At 63.1% G+C, this 22,642-nt stretch carries 7 protein-coding genes; 4 read left to right on the top strand and 3 right to left on the bottom strand.

Annotated features, from left to right (window positions below):
- Positions 1–125: 125 nt before the first annotated feature.
- Complete coding sequence (locus tag GJB56_RS27080; RefSeq protein ID WP_113682159.1) at positions 126–16,820, bottom strand: non-ribosomal peptide synthetase; 16,695 nt, start codon at positions 16,818–16,820, stop codon at positions 126–128.
- Between the two features lie 101 nt (positions 16,821–16,921).
- Positions 16,922–17,506 (bottom strand): class I SAM-dependent methyltransferase, encoded by a 585-nt coding sequence (locus tag GJB56_RS27075; RefSeq protein WP_029537573.1) that lies wholly within the window; start codon positions 17,504–17,506, stop codon positions 16,922–16,924.
- A 161-nt stretch (positions 17,507–17,667) separates the two neighbouring features.
- On the opposite strand from GJB56_RS27075, the gene GJB56_RS27070 reads away from it, so the two are divergent.
- The 3 genes from GJB56_RS27070 (at position 17,668) to GJB56_RS27060 (ending at position 20,703) form a co-directional block, all read left to right on the top strand.
- Positions 17,668–19,815 (top strand): MMPL family transporter, encoded by a 2,148-nt coding sequence (locus tag GJB56_RS27070; protein WP_019747012.1) that lies wholly within the window; start codon positions 17,668–17,670, stop codon positions 19,813–19,815.
- Positions 19,816–19,932: 117 nt separating this feature from the next.
- Positions 19,933–20,343 carry a DUF302 domain-containing protein gene (locus GJB56_RS27065; protein WP_020968512.1) on the top strand — a complete coding sequence of 137 codons (411 nt, stop codon included), beginning with the start codon at positions 19,933–19,935 and terminating at the stop codon, positions 20,341–20,343.
- Between the two features lie 90 nt (positions 20,344–20,433).
- Complete coding sequence (locus GJB56_RS27060) at positions 20,434–20,703, top strand: metal-sensitive transcriptional regulator (RefSeq protein ID WP_007734349.1); 270 nt, start codon at positions 20,434–20,436, stop codon at positions 20,701–20,703.
- Positions 20,704–20,762: 59 nt separating this feature from the next.
- On the opposite strand, the gene GJB56_RS27055 is transcribed toward GJB56_RS27060, so the two are convergent.
- On the bottom strand, positions 20,763–21,566 hold the full coding sequence (locus GJB56_RS27055; protein ID WP_020906324.1) for an alpha/beta fold hydrolase: 804 nt from the start codon (positions 21,564–21,566) through the stop codon (positions 20,763–20,765).
- 110 nt (positions 21,567–21,676) lie between these two features.
- On the opposite strand from GJB56_RS27055, the gene GJB56_RS27050 reads away from it, so the two are divergent.
- Complete coding sequence (locus GJB56_RS27050; RefSeq protein WP_113682158.1) at positions 21,677–22,612, top strand: methionyl-tRNA formyltransferase; 936 nt, start codon at positions 21,677–21,679, stop codon at positions 22,610–22,612.
- Positions 22,613–22,642: the final 30 nt, after the last annotated feature.

The following is a 22,642-nucleotide window of genomic DNA, read 5'->3' as shown; positions in this document are numbered from 1 at the left end:
CGACCTGATAAGGTCGCCAATCGATGTCCCGAAGTAAGTAGCAAAGGCTACCCTTAATGAGGTGAGGGTATCAATACTGTGAGCCCCCGTATAGCGGTCGACCCCGCGGAGCGATGCGACGTATGTCATAGTTTCGCCCCTTCACTCACGTCATCCCCTTCGGCGATGACCGCAGCCTCGATCACGTCGACCAGCTGACCTGCCCATTCACGGACCGCGCCCGCATCGACGCGGTCGGCACGGAACCCGAGAGTTGCAAAAACAGGCCCTTCGCCCACCGGCTCGTAAAAACTCAACGTCAAATCCGCATCGGGCACTCCCACCGGAATCGGTACGAGAGAACCGAAGTCGCCGAGCCCGTCCAAATCCGCCTGCTGGTGATGGATCACCATCACCTGAGGTCTCATGGACGCCGGATTACCCAGAGCCTGCTCGACATACACATACGAGACGTCCTGATTGCTCAGCGCTTCCAGGTTGCCTTCCCTCACCCGACCGAGCAATTCTGCGAACGTCGGACTACCGGACGTATCCGTGCGCAGGAGAACAACATTGAAGAAGGATCCGATCATCGGTTCGAGACGGGGATCCGACCTGCCCGCAACCAATGAACCGATCGGAAGATCGGTACCCGCCCCGGCCTTCGTGAGAACGGCGGCCAGCGCAGCCTGAAGGACCATGAACATGCTCGTCCCGGTGCGCGCAGCCAGCGCGTCGATTCTGGCGTGCAGATCCGCGTCGATGTCGACAGAGACCACGTCACCCCGAGGTTCCGAGTCATCTTCCGGCAACGGAAGATTCACACTGGTCGGTATTCCGTCGAGCGCATCCTGCCAGTACGCAAGCTGCTTCGAGGCACGGCTGTCGACGTCCAGGGGGTCACCCAACAGCTCGTCCGACCACACGGTGTAGTCGGCGTAGGTCAACGCAAGCTCGTCCCAGATCGGTTGATCTCCCTGCGACCTGGCTGCATAAGCAGAGACCAGATCTCCCAGCAGCGGCACTACGGACCACTCGTCGACGGCGATGTAGTGCATGACGAGAAGCAGTGTCCGAGAGCCGTCTTCACCGAGCACCAGATGGACCCGCAACGGCGATTGCTCACGCAGATCCATCGGAAGTTGAGCCAGCTCGAACACCACTCGACCCACATCGCCGGCGCCGACATCGACCACATCGACAGTCGGCCGCACCGATTCTCTTGCCACGACGATGCCGTCGACCTCGACGAAGGTGGTCCGCAGGGGTTCGTGGCGCGACGTCACATCGTCCAAGGCGTGCCCGAGAATCTCCGGATCGATCTTCGATTTCAGGGTCAGTGCCAGAGCGTGGCTCGCTTGCGGGTTCGCACCGGCTGAGCGGAACAACTCCCACTGACGACGTTGCGGCGCAGACAGACCCATGGTCTCCGGACGCCTCGCCGCCGGCGCCAGGACCGGGCGTCCACCCTCCGAACGCGCAACGACTGCCGCCAACTCCGCAACGCTCGGTGCGTCGAACACGTCTCGAATACTGACGTCCACGCCGAACGCTTCACGAATGCGACCGACCAGTTTCATCGAAGCCATCGAATGTCCACCGAGTTCGAAGAAACTGTCGTGGACTCCGACACTCGGGAGTTGCAATATCTCCGCGAAGGCAGCTGCAACCGTGGACTCCACGGCAGTGCGAGGAGCAACATCACCCGCCAACTCCGACCAGTCCGGAGCGGGCAACGCCTTGCGGTCGAGCTTTCCGTTGGGCGTCAACGGGAGCGGACCATCGAGAGCGACAACCATGGTCGGAACCATGTAGTCGGGCAACGACATTGCAGCGAGATTTCGCACTGCCGTCGTGTCCACCACAGCACCGGGTTCGGGTGACACGTAACCGACCAGGCGCGTGATTTCGCCCTGCCGATCCGCGACGACCGTTGCCTGCTTCACCGAAGGATGGGCACTGAGAGCTCCGATGATTTCACCCAATTCGATTCGGAAACCGCGAATCTTGACCTGATCGTCCACGCGGCCGAGGAAGTCGATGTTCCCGTCCGAGCGCCACCGCGCTCGGTCGCCGGTGCGATACATGCGATCGCCCGCGGTGAAGGGATCGGCGATGAATCTCTGTGCCGTCAGATCGAATCGGCCCAGGTAGCCTCTCGCCAGGCCGCGTCCCGCGATGTACAGCTCGCCGGATACTCCCGGCGGAACCGGACGCAGTTGATCGTCGAGCACGTACGCCTGTTCGTTGGGGTCTGGGACTCCGATGGGCACAGCACCGTTCCAACCGGGTTCCGCCTGCCACAGTGTGTTGTTCACCGTGGCTTCGGTGAGTCCGTACGCGGCAAGCAAATTCAGCCGCTCCGCCCATCGCCCGATCAGCTCGGGCGGAACCGTCTCGGTTCCGACCAACACCGTGCAGCCCTGCGGTACTTCACATCCCGCCGGCAGGGCGGCCAGCAACGAAGGAGGGATGATTGCATGAGTCACGCGATTGCTCGTCATGAAATCGGTCAACGCCGGGCCGGCCACTCGTGCGCTCTGCGGCACGATCACCAGGGTGCTGCTCGTGCACAGAGCCATCGCCAATTCGAATACCGCAACGTCGAAGCCGACCGAAGCGAACTGCATCACCACCGAACCCGGTACCAGTCGCATCCGAACCTCGGCTGTCGCAACAAGACTCGGAATACCGTCGTGGGAAAGGACGGCGCCCTTCGGCTTGCCGGTCGATCCCGAAGTGTAGATGACATAGGCCGCGTGGTTGACGCCAACTGGTGGCCTGGGAGTTTCGACGATCACTGCCTCGTCCAGTTCCGCACGTATCAGCGGATCGTCCAAGAGGATTCGCTCGACACCGGCCACATCCTCGATCCGCGAGCTTTCCTCCGAGGTGGACAGCAGTACCGAGGTGCGAGAATCGGTGAGCATGTAGGCGATGCGCTCGCTCGGGTGGCTCAGATCCAGGGGTAGATACGCTGCCCCCAGCTTGAGCACGGCGAGGACCGACGCGACCATCTCCACCGAACGCGGGACGGCAAGTCCCACCACGTCTTCGACCGAGACCCCGCGCCGATACAGCACGCCGGCTATCCGATCACATTGCTCGGAGAGCTCGCGGTACGTGGCCTGCCCCGCCTCGTCGCGCACCGCAATCGCCTCGGGTGTATCAGCGACCCCACGCGCGAAGGCGTCGTAGAACGTTTCCTCCGGCACGTCGACGGCGGTGTCGTTGAACGAGGTGACAACTTGCTCGAGTTCGCCGGGCAAGAAGATGTCGATGTCGCCGATCTCAATGTCGGCCGATTCCACGACGGCCGCGATCACCGATTCCAATCGGTTCGAAATTCGCTGTGCTGTTTCGCGATCGAAGAGGTCGCTGCCGTATTCGAGTCGGACGTCGATGCAGCCTTCGCCGCCGAGGTACTCGGTGAAGTTGAACACCAGATCGAACTTGGCTGTGTACTCCTCGAGTTCGAACGGATCCCCGCCCATCTCCTCGCGGCTGTGATAGCCGACCATGACCTGGAACAGCGGGTTGCGTGCCAAGGTTCGCGACGGATTGAGGCGTTCCACCACAGTTTCGAAGGGAACATCGGCGTTGGCGAAGGCCTCGAGGTCTCCCTCGCGAACGCGATCCACCAACTCTCGGAACGTCGGGTTACCTGACGTATCCGTGCGCAGCACAATCGTATTGACGAAGAAGCCGACCAAGTCGTCGAGCCCCTGTTCACTACGTCCGGCTACGGGAGCGCCGAGGGGAAGGTCCTCACCCGCTCCGAGCGCAGTCAGCAACGCCGCCGACGCCGCGTGCAGGACCATGAACATCGAACTCTGGCTCCCGCGCGCCAGGTCTCGCAGTGCGGCAGTTGTGTCCACACCCAACCGTGTTACCACTGCGCCACCGGAGAAACTCGGTCTGGCCGGTCGGCTCCGGTCGGTGGGAAGCAGCAGTTCTTCGGGGGCTCCGTCCAAACTCTTCGCCCAGAAGTCCAACTGCGTGCTCAGGACACTCGACGGATCGTCGGCGCTGCCGAGCAATTCCCGTTGCCACAGGGTGTAGTCCGCGTACTGAACCGGTAGCGGTTCGAAAGCTGGCTCCTCGCCCTGAATCCGAGAGGAGTAGGCAGACATCAGATCGCGCAGGAACGGCCGATCGGACCATTCGTCCGTTGTGATGTGATGCAGGACGATCACGACGATTACGGCACCGTCTACTCGGATCAGACGGGCGCGAATCGGAATCTCGTTCGAAAGGTCGAACGGACGGCCCACTGCCACTGCAACTTCGCCGGCGACACCGGATTCCCGTGAATGAACTGTCTCGACCGGAACCTTCGCCGATTCGAGAATTATCTGTTCCGGTGTTCCGTCCACCAACCGGAACACCGTACGCAAGGATTCGTGTCGTCCAACGACGTCACCCAGCGCCGCGGCGAAGACGTCCGCGTCCAATGCACTGTCCAAGCGGAGCACGATCGGGAAGTTGTAGGCCGCGGAGTTCTCTTCTATCTGTCCGATCAGCCACAAACGCTGTTGAGCGGCAGAAAGTGGAAGGTGGTCCGGCCGCGGCTTCGCTGCCAGCATCGGTCGCGTCGATCCCTGCTCGGCCACAATGCGTTCCGCGAGTTCCGCGACGGTCGGCGCTTCGAAGAGATCACGCATGGTCAGACTGTTCGGAATGGCGATCCGAGCTCGACTGATCAGTTTGGTGGCCAGAAGCGAGTGCCCACCGAGGTCGAAGAAGTTGTCGTCGACACCGATGTCGTCCACATCGAGTACGTCGGAGAAGAGCTCACAGAGAACCTCTTCCGTGTGGTTCCGCGGTGCAATCGACTCCCCACTCCGCTCCCCCAGCACCGAATCGGCCGTGGGCAGTGCCTTGACGTCGAGCTTGCCGTTGACGGTCATCGGTAGTGACTCCACCTCGATCACCACGGCCGGAACCATGTAGTCGGGTAGGAGAACTCGCGCCTGCGCGCGGTAGTCGTGCACGGCGCCGAGTTGCACGGGTGTCACGTAGCCGACGAGCCTCTTGACTCCGCCCGCCCCGACGTCGACCACGACCGCTGCTTGCCGCACGTGCTCGTCGGATTCGAGAACGGAGACGATTTCGCTCGGCTCGATGCGGTGACCTCTGATCTTCACCTGGTCGTCGGTGCGGCCCAGGAAGTCCAGGTTGCCGTCAGCGCGTCGCCGCACCAGATCCCCGGTGCGGTACATACGTTCTCCGGTCCCGGCCGGATCTGCGACGAAGCGCTCGGACGTGAGCGCAAAGCGTCCGAGGTAGCCGCGAGCCAAACCGGCTCCGGCAATGTACAGTTCGCCGGCAACTCCATCGGGGACCGGTCGCAGCCAGCCGTCGAGAATGTGCGCGGCGGTGTTCCAGATCGGCTTGCCCACCGTCGGGGTGTCACTGTCGGCCGTTCCGCCGCCGAGAGTGTTGATCGTGTATTCCGTCGGACCGTAGAGGTTGTAGCCCACGGTTCCCTCGGTCTCGCGCAACCTGTTCCACACCGAATCCGGAACGGCTTCACCGCCGAGCAGGACCAGCGGCGGACGGTGTTGTCCCACACCGTCGTCGAGCAGCCCGCTGTCGATCAGGTGCGTCGCGTAGGTCGGTGTCACGTTCACGACGTCGATTTCCTGTGCGTCGCAGTATGCAACGAGTGCCTCGGCATCACGACGCAGATCCTCGTCACAGATGTGCACCTCGTGACCTTCCACCAGCCACAGAAGTTCCTCCCACGACATGTCGAAGGCGAAGGACACGGTGTGCGCGATCCGCAGGCGCCGGCCCGTCGCGGCGATCACCGGTTCGAAGATCGCCTCGCGGTGGTTGAACTGCATGTTCGTCAAGCCGCGGTAACCGGTGACCACGCCCTTGGGCTTGCCGGTCGAACCGGAGGTGTAGATGACGTACGCGGGGTGGTCGAGCCGATGCGGTGCTCCCGGGGCGAATGCTCCGAGTTCCGCCGCGGAGAGTGCCCGCGCCGAGATCGTCAGTCGCCTTGCCGCAGTGTCCGGCTCGTCGAGCACGATGGTCCGAATGTCCGCGGTGCGGACGTCCGCGCCTTCGAATTTCGGTGCGGCGGCGACAGTCGTCAGCAACACGACCGGATCCGCGTCGTCGATCATCACGGCCAACCGTTCGGCCGGATGGTCGAGTTCGAGAGGTAAATAGGCAGCACCCGTGCGCAATACGGCGAAGAGCGCGACGACCATGTCCACCGAGCGAGGCAGACCAAGAGCCACGATCTTTTCCGGCCCGGCGCCGTAGTTGATCAGCAACCGCGCCATCCGATTGATCTCGCCGTCGAGATCGGCGTAGGTCATCCGACGCTTCCCGAACACGAGTGCCGTGTCGTTCGGTTGCGCCGACGCCACCTCTTCGAACAGGTCGGCAATGGTGCGCTCCGGCAACTCTCGGATCTGCGTCTGCTGCGCTACCGCGGGAGTCGGCGTCGCAACGACCGAACCTGTCATATCCTGCGACCAACTCTGGAGCAGGTCGACGAAGTGACCGAGCAGGTCCTCGGCTCGGCGCGCGGTCACCAGATGCGGATGGAACTCGAACTTGACGTTGACGGTGGTACCCGGGGTGACAACCACGGTCAGCGGATAGTGCGTGTGATCGATACTGTCGCTGCCGCTCACGTCGTGTGCGGCATTGAGTGCGTCGACCTGCTTCTCCTCCACGAAGTTCTGCAGGACCATCAGCACGTCGAACAGTTGACGATGCTCGGAAACACGTTGGATCGAGGCCAATCCGAGGTAGTCGAATGGCATCAGCGAAAGACGATCCGCCTGCGTTCGGCGAAGAAGTTCCTCGACGCTCTCGTTCGGATCCAGTTGCAGCCGAACGGGAACGGTGTTGAGGAACATGCCCACCACGGTGTCGATTCCCGGTACCTCCGGTGGCCTTCCGGCAACCGTGGAGCCGAAGACGACGTCCTGTCGACCGGTGGCCGACGCCAGCACCATAGCCAGCGCTGCGTTGAGTACCGTGTTGAACGTGACGCCGGATGCGGCAGCGCGCTCACGCAATGCACGCGAAAGCGGTTCCGACAGAACCGCATCGCGGCGATCCGGAAGCTGAGGTTCGACGCCGGGCGTCGGCTCGGCAACAAGCGTCGGCTCCTCGAGTCCTGCGAGCGCTCCGCGCCACCCCGCGTCGGCGGCTGCACCGTCGCGGTCGGCCAACCAGGCGAGGTAGGCCTCGAACGACCCCTCGGGTTCGCCGAATGCGCTGTCGTCCCCGCCGGTGTCGTACAGCGCCAGAAGCTGGCTGACGACAAGGCCGTTGGACCAGCCGTCCCACAACAGGAACTGCCGGTTGATCACCAGTCGATCATGTCCGCCGGGCAGATGCAGCACGCTCATACGCCACAGCGGTGGCGCGGTCAGGTCGAATGGAGTCACTCTGTCTTGGGCGGCGACGGCCTCGGCGCGCTCACGAGCAGCCGAGTCGTCGAGTTCACGGAGATCGTGGACGGCGACGGGAACATCGAGTCCCGCACTGAAGAACTGCGCAGGCTCGTTCAGTCCTTCGCTCACGAATCCCGCTCGCAACGTGGGATTTCGTCGTTGAAGTGTCCGGGCGGCCGCAGCCAACCTGTCGACATCGAGGGTGTGCCCGAAGTCCATCGAGAACTGTGCCGTGTAGATGTCCCCACCACTGCGGCTGTCGCTGCTGCCTGCGTAGCCGGCTTGGAAGTACAGGCCTTCCTGCAACGGTGAGAGTGGGAGGATGCTGCTGACACCCGCCGGGCTCGCATCGGATATCGCGTCGATCTCGGCCTGACTCAGGTCGAGCAACGGCACATCGGACGGGGTCAGGATGGGAGGCCCGTCATGCTCCGCGGCCGCAGCCGCCAGATCGCCGAGCGCCGAAACCCAGCCGTCGGAGAGTGACTGCGCATCCTCCTCGGACAAATCTTCACTTGCCCAAGCGAAGTCGGCACGGAGTTCCGAATCCACGCTGACGACATTCACGATCAGCCGATACGGACCTCCCATGTCTGCGTCGGGATCGGTGGACATGGCTTCGGATTCCGCTGCCAGGGACCATGCTGTCGATCCAGCTGTCGTCGTACGTCCGAGATAATTGAACAGGATCTGAGATTCGGAGCGCCCCGCCAATCTCGATGCCGTACGTGCATTCACGTACCGCAACATCCCGTATCCGATACCGCCGTCCGGAGCCGCCCGCAGGCTCTCCTTCACCTCGCGCAGCGTGTCCACCGGGTCGGTTCCGCCGAGCAGTCGCATCGGGGCAATCGTGGTGAACCAGCCGACTGTTCGCGACAGATCGGTCCCGGGTACCAACTCCTCGCGGCCGTGCCTTTCGAGATCGACCAGCAGTTCGCGCTCACTGCGACCGGTGGAACGACGCCAGCGCTCGACCGACATCGCCAACGCAGCCAACAGAACATCCGTTCCCTCGGCACCCAGCATTGCCGCAACCGTTCCGAGTGCCGCCTCGGAGATTGCTCCGTCCACCGTGACCGTGCGCCTCGAGCCTCCGGATACAACGGCATAGCTCGCGGTACCGGGGATCAACTCCGCGCCCGGAGCGGTCACAGTCAGCCAGTGATCGAGTTCGGCAAATCGATGAGCACTGCTTGCGTGTTCGGCCACCGTGCGGGAGAAGGTACGCAGCGAAGTTCCGACGGCATCCAGTGCTGCGGGCTCTCCGGCCTCCACCGCCACCCAGGCCATCGCGAGATCCTCGAGCAGGGTTCCCCACGAAACCCCGTCCACGACCAGATGGTGCGCGACTATCGCGAGTCGGCCCAGATTCTCAGCGCCACAATCGAACCAGACCACCGAGACCATCCGTCCTCCAGACGGATCCAAACGACTGGTCGCCCACTCGGAACGTTCGGTGATGAGCGTCCGCAACTCGGTGTCATCCAGTCCCCGAGCATCAACGCGTTCGACAAGGTTCGCTGCCCGGATACTGCCGGGTTCCTCGATCCGCGCCGACCACATTCCGCGGTCATGTCGGATCAAGGTTTGGCGAAGTCCGTCGTGGTGATCGAGCACGGCCTGCAATGCGCCGGTGATCGAATCGAGAGATGTTGCCGGAGAGTGGATCAGAACTGCCTGGTTGAAGCGATCGGTACCACCCGTCCATTCGGACAACCGGTGCATCACCGGCAGCGGAACCAGCTCACCCACGCCGATGTCGGCCGTGACGGTGGCAACCGACGTGGCGACATCACCCACCGCTGCGGCGATCGCAGCGGGAGTGCGCAATTCGAAGATCTGACGCGGGGTCAGTACTACCGAATCACGACGAGCCAGGTTGACCAGTCGGATCGCCAGGATACTGTCGCCGCCGAGAGTGAAGAAGTCGTCGCGTGCCCCGACGCGTGGCAGGCCGAGAACTGTCGCGAAATGCCTGGCGAGGAGGTCTGCAACGCCCGAGGACACTACTCCCGTCGTTTCGCCCACCTGTGCCGCGAAATCCGGTGCCGGTAGGGCTTTTCGGTCGAGCTTGCCACTCGGGCTCAGCGGCAGCGACTCGAGCCGCACGAACGCGCTTGGCACCATGAACTCCGGTAGCACCGACAACAACTGCCCTCGAACCGCAGCGTCATCAGCATCTCCGAGCAGATAGGCGACCACCTGTGCGCGGTTACTCGGACCGTCGGTTCGGACGATCACGGCACTTGCCGAGACTCCGGGGCACAATGCCAACTGCGCTTCGATTTCACCGAGCTCGATGCGGAATCCACGAACCTTCACCTGCTCGTCGACACGGCCGAGGTACTCGAGAACACCGTCGCCATTCCACCGCACGATGTCACCGGTCCGGTACATCCGCGAGCCGCCGTCGCTGTACGGATTCGCCACAAATCTTTCGGAGGTCAATCCCCCACGTCCGTTGTAACCACGCGCCAGTTGTGGTCCAGCCAGATACAGCTCACCGGTGGCACCGGCCGGAACGTTCTGCAGATACGGATCGAGAACGAACAGGCCGGTATTGGCGGCGGGTTCGCCGATCGGGACACTGACCGCGTCTGCCGGAGTTTCCTGCACCGACGGCTGCCAACTGACGTCGACGGCGGCCTCGGTGGGGCCGTAGAGGTTGTCCACCAGAACGTTCGGCAGGATCTCGGCAACCTTGCGTGCAACGTGAACGGGCAGTGCCTCACCGCTGCAGTTGACGATCTCGAGGGAAGAGCACAGTGCTGCTTTCGGCTCCGCAAGAAAAACTTCCAGCATCGACGGAACAAAATGCACTCGGGTCACGGAATGTTCGACGATGACGTCGGCCAGATAGCCCGGATCCTTGTGCCCGTCCGGCTCGGCCATCACCAGAGTTGCCCCCACCAGGAACGGCCAGAAGAATTCGGGGACGGAGACGTCAAAACTCGACGGGGTCTTCTGCAGCATCCGGTCGGAGAAGTCCAGCGGACGTATCTGCTGTGCCCAGAGCAATCGGTTGACCACACCCTCGTTGGTGACCACAACGCCTTTGGGACGACCGGTCGAACCCGAGGTGTAGATCATGTACGCGGCATCCGCGGGCGATCCTGGGACACTCAGCGGTTCGGCTGGGAACTGCGCGGACTCCGATACCGTCACCCGCGGAACCGAACCCGAATCGAGTGAAGAATCTTCCGACACCACGACGCACACCGGATCGGCGTCATCCAGCATGTACGTCAGCCGCTCCGCCGGATAGCCGGTGTCGAGCGGAACGTATGCTCCCCCGGCCTTCCCGATGCCGAGTATCGCAACCATCAGATCGACCGAGCGCGGCAAGGCAACCGCCACCAATGATTCGCGTCCGACGCCACGTTCGTGCAGCAGATGCGCAAAACGATCAGCGCGAGAGTGAAGTTCGGCGTAGGTCAACGACTCTTCACGGAAGATCACTGCGGTGGCTTCGGGCGTACGCCCGGCTTGATCCTGCAGCAGCTCGGTCAGCGTTGCGCGCGGCCGATCCAAGGCCGTGCCGACGCTCCCGGGCTGTGCGGGTGCCAGCGCGATCCGGCGGATGACCTGGTCGAGATCGCGAGAGAGTTCTGCTAGCACGACTGCGAGAGCTTCCGCCAGCGACGCAGCGGCATCGCCGTCCACCTGAGCAGTGTCGTACTTGAGCTCCAACGCCAATTGATCGCCGGGGACGACGATCAGGGTCAGCGGGTAGGCCGGTCGCTCGTCGAATCGAATTCCCGTCAGTCTCACCGAGTTCGTCGGATCAGCGATTGCCGTGTCACCGAGTGGATAGTTCTCGAACACGACCAGTGATTCGAAGTTCTGCTCCAGTCCGCCGGTCCGCCGCAGTTCCGGTAGCCCCAGGTACTGATGGTCGAGTAGTTCCGATTGTTCCCTCTGCCAACGAGAAAGTGCTTGCGCGGCTGTCTCTGCCGGATCGAACCGCAACCGAGCCGGCACAGTGTTGATGAACAAGCCCACCATGGACTCGATGCCGGGCAGGTCTCCACCGCGTCCCGATACGGTTGATCCGAACAGCACGTCTGTTCGGCCGGTCATTCGGCCGAGCACCAGTCCCCAGGCGCCGTGCACGAGCGTGCTCAGCGTCAAACCGTAGGAGCGTCCGGTGGTCGACAGCGCGCGAGTATCACTGTCGGACAGCCCGACTCGGGTAGCATGGATTCCGCTGCTGCCCGCGCTCGGCGCGGGAAGTTCGACCGCGGGCCCGGGAGAGTTCAGTGCTTTTCTCCACACCGCTGCCGAAGCCTCGTGATCGTGGTCGGCCAACCATTCGAGGTAGCTGCGGTACGGCGGCGGACCCGGAAGCACCACGCCGGAATCGCCAACGCTGTACGACGCCATCAGCTCCCGCAGCATCACCGGGACCGACCATCCGTCTGCAACCGCATGGTGAATCGACTGCAGCAGAAGGTACTTCTCCGAAGAAGCACGGAGCAGTGTGTAACGGACGAGCGGCGGTTGCGCGAGGTCGAACCCGCGCGCGCGGTCGGCGGAAAGCAGTTCATCCACGTCGGCGCCGGCATCCGTGACTACTGCCATCTCCACGACGACGCTCGGGTGCACCACCTGCACGACCCGGCCGTCGCCCAGGACCGAGAATCCGGTGCGCAGCGCCTCGTGTCGATCCACGACGGATTGCAGCGCACGGCGCAGAGCCGCGCTGTCCACGGCGCCGGTCAGCTCCACGACCTGTTGCACGACATACTGATCAGCCCCCGGATCGGCAAAAGCCGAATGGAAGTAGATCCCTTCCTGCAACGGAGTGAGCGGGAGAATCTCTTCTGCCTTCGGCAACCCGTCCACATCGGCCTGAGTGAGCGCCACCAGAGGGTAGTCGGACGGTGTCGCGCCGCCGAAGGCTGCGAGCCCGGACACGGCCTTGAGCGAGTCCAGCCACAACCGCGCAAACCTGTCGATATCGCTACGCAGGAAGATATTCGACGCCCAGGTCAGAGTGGCCCTCAGTCGTGGCCCACCGACCGCTTCCTCGGCTACGACGTCGACAGACAACGCGTGACCCAACGGCATGGACGGATCGGCAGCGCCGTCCATCGACACCGGGAACCAGTCCCCCTCTGCAACTGCAGTGCGCCCCAGATAGTTGAGCACCACCTCGGGTGCTGCGACGCAACGCAACTGATCCGAGCTGCCGAGGTATCGCAATGCTCCGTACCCGAAGCCTGCGTTCGGGACGCGTCGAAGTTGCTCCTTGACGCTCTTGAGAACCACCGCCAACTCACCGCTCGCTTCGAGATCCGGAGCGGCTGTACCGATTTCGAGTGCAACCGGGAATACCGTGGTGAACCATCCGACAGTACGTGTCAGGTCGACGTGCGCAGCGCCGTCACCGCGAACGATGTCTTCCTCGCGTCCGTGCCCTTCCAAGTCGATCGTCACCGATGCGGCACCGCTCCACTTGGTCAGCGCAACGGCCAATGCGGTGATCAGCACTTCGCTCACGTCGGCCCCGAACGCCCGTGGGACACTGCCCAACAACCGATCGGCGAATTCCGGAGGCAGGGTGATCGATCGCGCCGCGGCGGTGCGCGCGAGGTCAACTGCCGGGTCGAGTGCCCGACGGCCGAGAGGTGACTGTTGTGCGGAAGTCACCGAGTCCCAGAACTCGATCTCCGAGTCCAGTCGCCCGGCTCCGACCGCCTCCGAAACGAGTTCGGCGTACCTTCTCACCGACGTGCCGACCGGAGCGAGTGAGGGTTCGTCGCCCTGTATCGCTGCGATACCCGCGCGCGCAAGGTCTTCGAGGATGATGCGCCAGGAGACACCGTCGACGACCGCGTGGTGGATGACAAGCAACAGTCTTCCGGGACCGGTCGCAGTGGTGAAAAGAACAGCACTGACCATCGTGCCGTCTGCCGGGTTCAGACGCCTGACGGCTCGCTCGGTCTCGGCTACGATCAGCGGTCCGCATTCTTCGAGCGGCACCGGTAATGCACGGGTCTCGAAGACCACAGCCAATTCGTTGGTGGCCGGAACAAGCAGCGATCCTTCGGAAGTCAACTTCGCACGAAGTCCATCGTGGCGTGCCACCAGGGCATCGAGCGCCGCCTCGACATGCTCGGACGTCAAAGCTGACGGAGTCTGAATCAGCGCTCGCTGATGGAAGGTTCGTGCTACGTCCGGCGTCCCGAGGGCCCTGGCAGCGATGGGCGTCGTGGCTACGTGGCCGATCGGTTCGTCCGAATGATCGACGATCTCAGCCGTTCGGCCGGATTGGGCGCGCGCCATCGCCTCGGCGGTGCGCAGCTGAAACACCTCGCGTGGACTGATCGACAAACCGGCTGCACGAGCCGCGGTCACGAGCGAGATCGCGACGATGCTGTCACCGCCCAGTGCAAAGAAATCGTCGGTCACGCCAACCGATTCGAGACCTACCGCCGACGCGATCAACGTGCAGAATTGTTGTTCGACTTCGTTTCTCGCGGCGACGTGTGCACTCAGTTCGGCGAGATCGGGCTCAGGAAGGGCTCGACGGTCGAGTTTGCCGTTGGCCGTGAGCGGAAACTCGTCGAGGACAGTGACGGTGGTCGGGACCATGTAGTCGGGCAGCTTGCTCGCCGCCCACTCGCGAATGTCCTGTGAGTCGACCGCAAGGTTCGTCCCCGACGCTGCACTCACGTACGCGGCGAGATACTTTGCACCTGTGGGTGCTTGACGCACCAGAACTGCCACGTGGCGCACTCCGGGGTGTGAGATCACGGCGGCTTCGACGTCTTCGAGTTCGAGACGCATGCCACGAATCTTCACCTGATTGTCCGTGCGCCCCAGGAAGTCGAGGGTGCCGTCGGCGGTCCATCGAGCCAAGTCACCGGTGCGATACATCCGGGATCCGGCCAAATCTCCGGAAACAAAGGGATCCGCGAGAAAACGAGACGCGGTCAACGCCGACGCGCCCACATATCCGCGCCCCAGTAAGAAGCCCGCTGCGTAGAGTTCGCCGCCGGTGCCGACCGGAACCGGCTGCAGGTCACCGTCCAACACGTACAGGCGAGTGTTGGGGTTCGGGCGCCCGATGGATGTGGCAATTCGTTCCGCGTCCTCGCGGTAGATCACATGGGAGACACCGATAGTCGCTTCCGCCGGCCCGTAGCCGTGATACAGCGTCGTGGACAGTTGAGCGCGGAACCGATCGAAGAGTTCAGGCGTGAGAACCTCACCGCCGCACCACACGTGCTTCAACGAATCGAGCTGATCGGTCTCGTTCGCCAGGTCCAGAAGGATGTCGAGCATGGACGAGACCAGGTAGACGAAGGTGACCGATTCTCCGGCGATCAGGTCGAGCAGGTATTGCGGGTCGCGTTCCCCCTCTGGCTTCGCGATCACCAATCGACCGCCGGAGACGAGCGGGAGCAGGATCTCGTTGATCGAGATGTCGAACGAGAGTGGGGCTTTGAACAGAGAGGCATCGCCGGACCCGAACCCGAGAATCCGCTCCCGCTGCCACAGCAACCTTGCGCAGATTGCCTCGTGGCGGATCATGGCGCCCTTCGGACGTCCGGTCGAACCGGACGTGAAAATGACATATGCGAGTTGGGCACCATGAATACGAATGCCGGAGGTCATTATCTCGGACAGGCCCGAAGGCCCGTCCTCGTACGCCCACGCGGAGAGATCGACCAATACGGAGTCGTCTGCACCGTCCGAGGTGAGCACCAATGTGGCACCGGCATCGGCGAGGACCGATTCGCGGCGCTCTGCGGGCCAGGACGGATCCAGTGGCACGAAGGCGCCGCCGGCGCACATGACGGCCAACAACCCCACCACCATCTCGGCGGATCTCGGAAGGCCGATCGCCACAACGGTTTCGGGTGCGATACCGCGAGAGATCAAGTGCGCGGCGAGCTGCGATACCCGACTTTCGAGCTCGCCGTAGGTCAGCCGAACGTTGCCGTCGACCACGGCGACAGCGCCCCGATCGGCCGAGAAGCTGCTGCGCAACAAATCCGGCACCGTCGTCACGGGCTGCGGTTCTGCGGTGTCGTTCCACCCATGGAGAACGAGTTCACGCTCCGAGGGCGACATGGGGTCGAGTGCCGAGATCGGAAGCTGCGGCTCGGCCACGAATCGATCGAGGAACTGTTCGATTCTGGCGGTGTGATCGGCCAACTCCCTGTCGAATCCGGCCGGGGCGCGGACGTCGATCTCGATCGGTTCCCCGTCCTGACCACCGCGCACGCTCAGATCCAGGTCACTGACCCGACCGGTCACCGAATTACGCACGCGCACCGGGCAGCCGCCGAAGGTGAGTGTGTGTTCGAACATCATCGAGTTGATGCCGGGACCGAAGACCTGGCGGTCGGGATCGATTGCTCGCACGTCGCGTGCGAGATCCTCTCCCCGGTACCGCCCGTGCTTGAGTATCGAGATCAAGGCGGTATCGAGACGAGTTGCCAACTGGCCGATGGTTTCCGAGCGTTCGACCCGAATACCGAGCGGCAGAATCGTCGACGCCATCGAGGGAGTGCGCCGCATGTCGCGACCCACCCGAGCGGCCATCGGCACCGAGACGACAACGTCGTGTTGTCCGGTGGTTCGTGCAATGTACGCGATCAGCGCAGCCATGGGCAGGCGAGTTCGCCGAATCCCGGCGTCGGCGGCATAGCGATAGAGCTGCGCTGCACGATCGACGTCGAGCGTGAGCATCGCCGCGATCGGCGGCAGCGAATCATCCACCTGCCCATGCAGAATCCGCGTCGCTTCCGGTCCTGATTCAACTCGTTCGACCCAGTACTGACGGTCGAGCTGGAACCGCGGAGAGTTCCGGTATTCCAGATCGGCCGCCACCACCGCATCGAGCGACCACACCGGCGCCGCAGTCTCGAGGTTCGGATCGTCGTACCGCTCGGCTACGTCGGCGACGATGAGCGAGATGCCGTACCCGTCGACCACACTGTGGTGATAGCGCTGATACCAGATGACTCGGTCGTCAGCAGTTCGCAGAAGCACCTGGCGGAACAGCAGATCGTCCGCACCGAAGACCCGAGCCATGTCGGTGTCCATCCACGACTGCGCAGTCGAATCGGGATCCGCCTCGGCGCGAAGGTCGAGAATTTCCACGTCCCAGCGCGCATCCGGAATCGGCACCTGGATCAGCTGGTTGTCAGCATCCGCCAGAAAGTGCACGAACAGCGCTTCGACGCGTCCGACTGTGGCCTTGATCGCCGCCGCCGCGCGCTCGACGTCGATCGTCCCGTCGACCTCGACGACAAGTCCGATGTTGTACACCGGACTGCTCGGATCGACGTTCTGAGCAACCCACACCTCACGCTGAGCGGCCGTCGCCGGGAGCGCTGCGTCCAGATCGCCACCGCCCGATACAGACGGGTGGGCTACCTGAGAGTGGTCAGACATCGAGAAATCCGATCATCGTCGTTCATGCTCATCGAACGACGAACACCCTCGCAAGTTTAGGGTAGGCTACCCAGGAACGTGAAGGTGCGCTCCCGCCCTGGTCAGACCTGTTCCCACGGACCGAATTCGAGCAGAACGTCGATTGCCGTCTTACCGTCCTGCGGCCGAACGACATGTTCGAGGGCGTAGACCCTCGATCCCTCCGCGGCGCGAGCGAGATCGGAAATACCGGGCAGAATGGTCGGTTCGGGTGGGCCGCCCACACCACGGTGGAAGTTCTCGATCGAATGCCCCAAATAGAGGACGCGCCCGCCTGGCGTCAGCCACTCCCCGACGCGTTTGAGCGTGTCGGCCAGCTCGTCGACCTCGAGGTGAAGAAAGCTGACCAACACCAGGTCAACTACCCCTTCCGGTTGCCACGTGGTCGCGTCGCCGACCTGCCAGTCGACAGCCTTGTCCAAGTCACTCGCCCGTGCCAGATCGATCGCCACCGACGAGTAGTCGACGGCAGTCACCGACCACCCTTGCCCGACCATCCACCGCGCGTGACGGCCGTCGCCGCAGGCCAGATCGATCGCAGTGCCCGGCTTCAGGTCGGCAATTCGTGTTGCGACGGTTCCCGCCGGGTCGATTCCCCACGGCTCCGTCACCGCCCGGTATCGCTCATCCCAGTCGTGTGCGTCCATGATCACTGCTCCTCGTGGTTCGTTTCACCGCGGTTCGTTTCACTGTCTCCGATCAGACGGTGCAACGAGCAGCATAGAGAACCCTCAAACGTGACAGACACATACCCCTGGGGGTATACAGGTGACGGTCAGGAATACCCCCACCCGTATCAGGAGCGAAGATGTCAGCGACCAGAACAGTCACCGCGGACCCACCCGCCCAATCCGACGGCATACTCGCGCGCCTCGGTCGATCGATGGCGGCGCACACCCGCCTCGTCATCGGCGTCTGGTTGATCGCGTTGGTCGCACTCGGCGCCGCAGCACCCAGCGTCTTCACCTCCCTCGCCGGCGCAGGTTGGCAGGCAAACGGATCCGAATCAGTGCAGGTTCGCGAGTTGGCCGAGCAGCATTTCGGTGGAAACTCCTCCGCTGCAGTGCAGGTGGTCGTTCACTCGGATTCTCTACCCATCACCGATCCGTCGATGCAGCAAACGCTGGCGGCGGCAACGGAAATCTTTTCCGCGGACCCTCGTTTCGGCGAAGTGGTCGCCCCGCAGACCGGCATGACCATCAGCCCGGACGGACATACCGGCATCATGATCGCGGGCGCCAACGCAAGTACCGACGAGATGGTCAGTGCGGTAGACGAACTCGGCAAGGAACTCACTGCATTGTCCACGGACACCATCGAGGTGTACCCCACCGGCGCGTCGGCTTTGTGGAGCGATTTCAACAAGGCCAATCACGAAGCGATGATCAAGGCCGAAATGATGTCGTGGCCCGTCACTCTCGCGATCATGGTGTTGGCCTTCGGCTCCCTGGTTGCCGCAGGACTCCCACTGCTTCTGACACTCGCAGGTCTGGTCGCCTCGGCGGGCGGGCTTGTGATCCTCAACGAGATCACGCCGATTTCCGTGTGGGCCATGAACTTCGCGATGATGTTCGCTCTCGCACTCGGCATCGACTACGCACTGTTCCTCGTCGCCAGGTTCCGAGAAGCACTGCGAACCGATCCGGATCCGCGGGCCGCCGTGGCTCAAACGATGGACACCGCCGGCAAAGCTGTTGTCCTCTCCGGCCTCACAGTTCTGGTCAGTTTGTCTGCGGTGCTCATCGTTCCAGCCCCGGCCGTACGCACGATGGCTGTCGGAATCATGCTCGCTGTGATCTTCGTTCTCGCCGCAACACTCACCCTGCTACCTGCCGTGCTCGGCCGGATCGGTGCCAAGGTCAACGGCGGTTCACTACCGTATGCAAAGCGCCAGCAGCACCGCTCCCCGATGTTCGCAGCTTGGGCATCACTGCTGCACAAGCACCCGTGGCCTTTCGGCATCGGCGCCGTGATCGTCCTTATCGCCCTCGTCGTTCCGGTCTTCGGACTGAAGGTTGCAATGCCCTCCATCGCCGTGGTTCCCGAGGACGCCCCGGTTCGACAGGGATACGAATTGGTGCAGCAGCAGTTCGGTGACGGGGCACCCGGAATGCTGCAGATCGTCACGTCCGCCGACGATGCAGCCGACACCTCGCGTCTTGCCATGAGCGTGGATGGCGTCGCAATGATCACCCCGACGCAACAAGCGGCCGACGGATCCGATCTGGTTATGCTGCAAGCAGTTCCCACCGTCGACCCGTCAGACCCTGCGATGGAAACCATCCTTGCCGACCTTCGGTCGCAACTGCCGGAATCGGCGCTCGTCGGCGGCGCTCCGGCTGAAAATCTCGACCTTCAGCAGGCGCTCGACGACTACCTTCCCTTCGTGGTGGTCGTGATTCTGACGCTCGGATTCCTGTTGCTGCTGATCGCCCTCCAGGCACCTTTGATCGCCTTGATCGGCACGCTGGTCAGCCTGCTGTCCACTGGGGCCGCATTCGGAATCGCGAAGTTGATTTTCCAGGACGGCCACGGAGCCGGCCTGCTCGGCTTCGATCCCCAGGGGTTTCTCAACGGGTGGGGTCCGGTCTTCTTCTTCGCCATGATCTTTGCCATCGCGATGGACTACACCGTGTTCCTGCTCTCGAGCGCCAAGGAGCACTACGAACGCACAGGTGACCCCGAGACCGCACACATCGACGGCCTCGCACATTCGGGTCGGGTCATTGCGGCGGCAGCAGCGGTGATGGTTGCGGTCTTCTTCACTTTTGCGCTCGCAGATCCCTTGCCACCCAAGGAAATGGGCATCATTCTCGGTGTAGCTGTCCTCCTGGACGCAGTGCTCGTCCGCTTGGTGCTGCTGCCCGTTCTCCTGCGCCTCAGCGGCCGGGCAGCCTGGTGGGCGCCGGCATGGTTACGACGCGTCCTGCCGAACATCAGCTTCTCGCATGGCTGACCGTGTACCCGACATCACTGTCTTCTTGATACCCCCAGGGGTATGATAGAGACAAGAGAAATCGAAGCCAACGACATCGAAGCCAATGGCACCGAAGCCGACGACAAGGAGCGGGCAATGACAACACCCACAGAACCGATAGCGATCGCAACCAAGGTCACCGGAACTTTCGACGACGTCGTCACCCGAACTCGTGCTGCTCTCGCCGAGCAGGGCTTCGGCATCCTGACCGAGATCGACATGCAGGCAACACTCAAGGCGAAGCTGGACGAGGACATGGAAAAGTACCTGATCCTGGGTGCCTGTAACCCGCCGTTGGCCCATCGGGCAGTTTCGGTGGATCGTCAGATCGGCCTCCTGCTGCCGTGCAACGTTGTCGTCCGCGAAGATACGACTACCGAGAATTCGTTCTTCGTCGAAGCGATGAATCCCGCTCTCATGGTTCAGGTTTCCGGCGAACCAGGCCTGGAGTCCGTGGCGGCCGACGCCGCCGTCAAGTTGCGGGCAGCCGTCGACTCGTTGATCTGACACCGCAGCCGGATCAAACACTGGATCAAGCAGTGACATGCCCCCAGGGGTACCCTCGGTCGCAGCACGAACACTCGAGAAGGGGCCACCATGACCGGCGACGAAGAGAGCATTGCGCTCGTACTGAACAGACTGCGGCGTGCTCACGGCCAACTTGCCGGGGTCATCTCGATGATCGAGAACGGCCGCGACTGCAAGGACGTCGTGACGCAGCTCGCAGCCGTGTCGAAGGCGCTGGACCGAGCAGGGTTCAAGATCGTCGCTTCCGGGCTGCGTGAATGCCTGAGCGGTGACAGCGCGGAAGGTCAGGAACCGATGACCGAGGCCGAACTCGAGAAGCTGTTCCTGGCACTGGCCTGAAATATGAGAAGGGCCTGACCTGCAGTCAGCAGGTCAGGCCCTTTCTCGCATGCGGAAAACTACTTCGCCAGGAAGTCGATCAGCACCTTGTTCACGGCCTCCGGACGCTCGAGGTACCCGTAGTGTCCGGCGTCGGGAATCTCTTCGAACGACGCCGTCGCGATGCAGTCCGCCACCTCGCGGGAGAGGTAGGGCGGGATCATGCGGTCGTCGGCGAAAGCGACGGACAGGCAGGGGCGCATGATCGACTTGTACGCACCCCGTCGATCGAAGGCGCGGTCCATACCGAGCTGTGCGCGAACACCCGGTGACGTTGCGCCGCCGGTGAACTCGAAGATATCCATCCAGTCGCGCGCGGAGTGATCGTCTGCCAGCGTGGCCGGCGAAAGGTTCATCACCGCGGTCACTGCGGCACGGTATTTGGCCGGCAGAGCGACGCCACTGTCGAACAACTGGCGCTCACCCTCGGTCAGGACCTGCTGGAAATGATCCATCCGGGCGTGGCCGGCGAGGAACACTGCTTTGCGAACCAGATCGGGCCTGGCGAGCGTCAGTTCCTGCGCCACCCGGGCGCCCATCGAGGTTCCGATGACATGGGCGGGGCCGCCACCGAGGTGCTCGATCAGTCCGGCGGTGTCCGCAACCATGTCGGGCATCGTGATGCCGCCGAGGCTCTCGCCGGACGGTGCGATTCCGCGGTTGTCGAAGGTGCAGACTCGGTAGCCGGCGGCCACCAGCGCCGGGGTCTGGTGCAGATCCCAGACGCGGCCGGGGCTGCCGGTCCCCATGATGAGCACCACCAGATCTCCATCACCCTTGACCTGGTAATTGATGGGGATTCCGTTGATTGTGGCGACCGTCATGTCAGCCTTCCTCCTCGTACGTGTGATCAACAATTTTGGTTGGATAGCCTAAGCTGATGGGCGGTCGTGTGACCGCAACCCCAGCCCATGCTCGTCCAGGAGGACCCCCGTTGAGAGTCGCTACGCTCGGATACCAAACCTGGGGCCACCGTACCCTGCAGGCCTTGATCGACTCCGATCACGAGGTCGTGCTGGCAATCACACACCCGAAGAGCGAACACGTCTACGAACAGATGTGGGCGGACTCGGTTGCAGATCTGGCGACCGAGAACGGTGTACCCGTTCACGTGGCGAACAAGCCTGACGACGCCTTCAAAGCCGCGCTGGCCGAAGCAGCTCCCGACATCATCGTCGCCAACAACTGGCGTACCTGGCTGCCGGCGGAGGTCTTCGACGCACCCAAGTACGGCACCCTCAACATCCACGATTCGCTGCTGCCCAAGTACACGGGATTCTCCCCGCTCATCTGGGCTCTGATCAACGGCGAAGAAGAAGTCGGGCTCACGGCGCACCTGATGGACGAGGAACTCGATGCGGGCGACATCGTGCTGCAGCGTTCGACGACGGTCGGCCCGACCGACACCGTCACCGATCTGTTCCACCGCACGATCGACATGATCGGCCCCATCACACTCGACGCCCTGGATCTGATCGCGTCCGGGCGGACCGACTGGACGCCGCAGGACCGATCGCAGGCCACGTTCTTCCACAAGCGTGCACCACAGGACAGCCACGTCGACTGGTCCTGGCCGGCCGAGGTCATCGAGCGTTTCGTCCGGGCACAGTCCGATCCGTACCCCAACGCTTTCGCGGAGTTCAAGGGCCAGCGCATCCGCATCCTGAAGGCGTCCGTCTCACGCGGGCACTACGGAGGAACCCCCGGCCGAGTGTTCATTCAAGAAGATGACGGCATGGTGATCGTCGCGGGCCCCGACGCATGGTCGGGCAAGAACAAGGGACTGCGGATCGAGCGCGTCCGACTCGACGACGGCAGCGAGTACACCGCCGCCGAGTTCTTCCCCCACGGCGGCGGGTACCTCACCTGATCGTCTGATCAGACCCCCTCAGTACAAACC

The organism is Rhodococcus sp. AQ5-07 (assembly GCF_009707305.1).
Taxonomy (GTDB): domain Bacteria; phylum Actinomycetota; class Actinomycetes; order Mycobacteriales; family Mycobacteriaceae; genus Rhodococcus_F; species Rhodococcus_F erythropolis.
The sequence above is the reverse complement of the archived record's forward strand: the minus strand, read 5'-3'. Positions and strand labels throughout refer to the sequence as shown.

What these genes read in the sequence shown, in the direction of transcription:
- GJB56_RS27080 (WP_113682159.1), bottom strand. Translation starts at nt 16,820, where the DNA reads ATGTCTGACCACTCTCAGGTAGCCCACCCGTCTGTATCGGGCGGTGGC.
- GJB56_RS27075 (WP_029537573.1), bottom strand. Translation starts at nt 17,506, where the DNA reads ATGGACGCACACGACTGGGATGAGCGATACCGGGCGGTGACGGAGCCG.
- GJB56_RS27070 (WP_019747012.1), top strand. Translation starts at nt 17,668, where the DNA reads ATGTCAGCGACCAGAACAGTCACCGCGGACCCACCCGCCCAATCCGAC.
- GJB56_RS27065 (WP_020968512.1), top strand. Translation starts at nt 19,933, where the DNA reads ATGACAACACCCACAGAACCGATAGCGATCGCAACCAAGGTCACCGGA.
- GJB56_RS27060 (WP_007734349.1), top strand. Translation starts at nt 20,434, where the DNA reads ATGACCGGCGACGAAGAGAGCATTGCGCTCGTACTGAACAGACTGCGG.
- GJB56_RS27055 (WP_020906324.1), bottom strand. Translation starts at nt 21,566, where the DNA reads ATGACGGTCGCCACAATCAACGGAATCCCCATCAATTACCAGGTCAAG.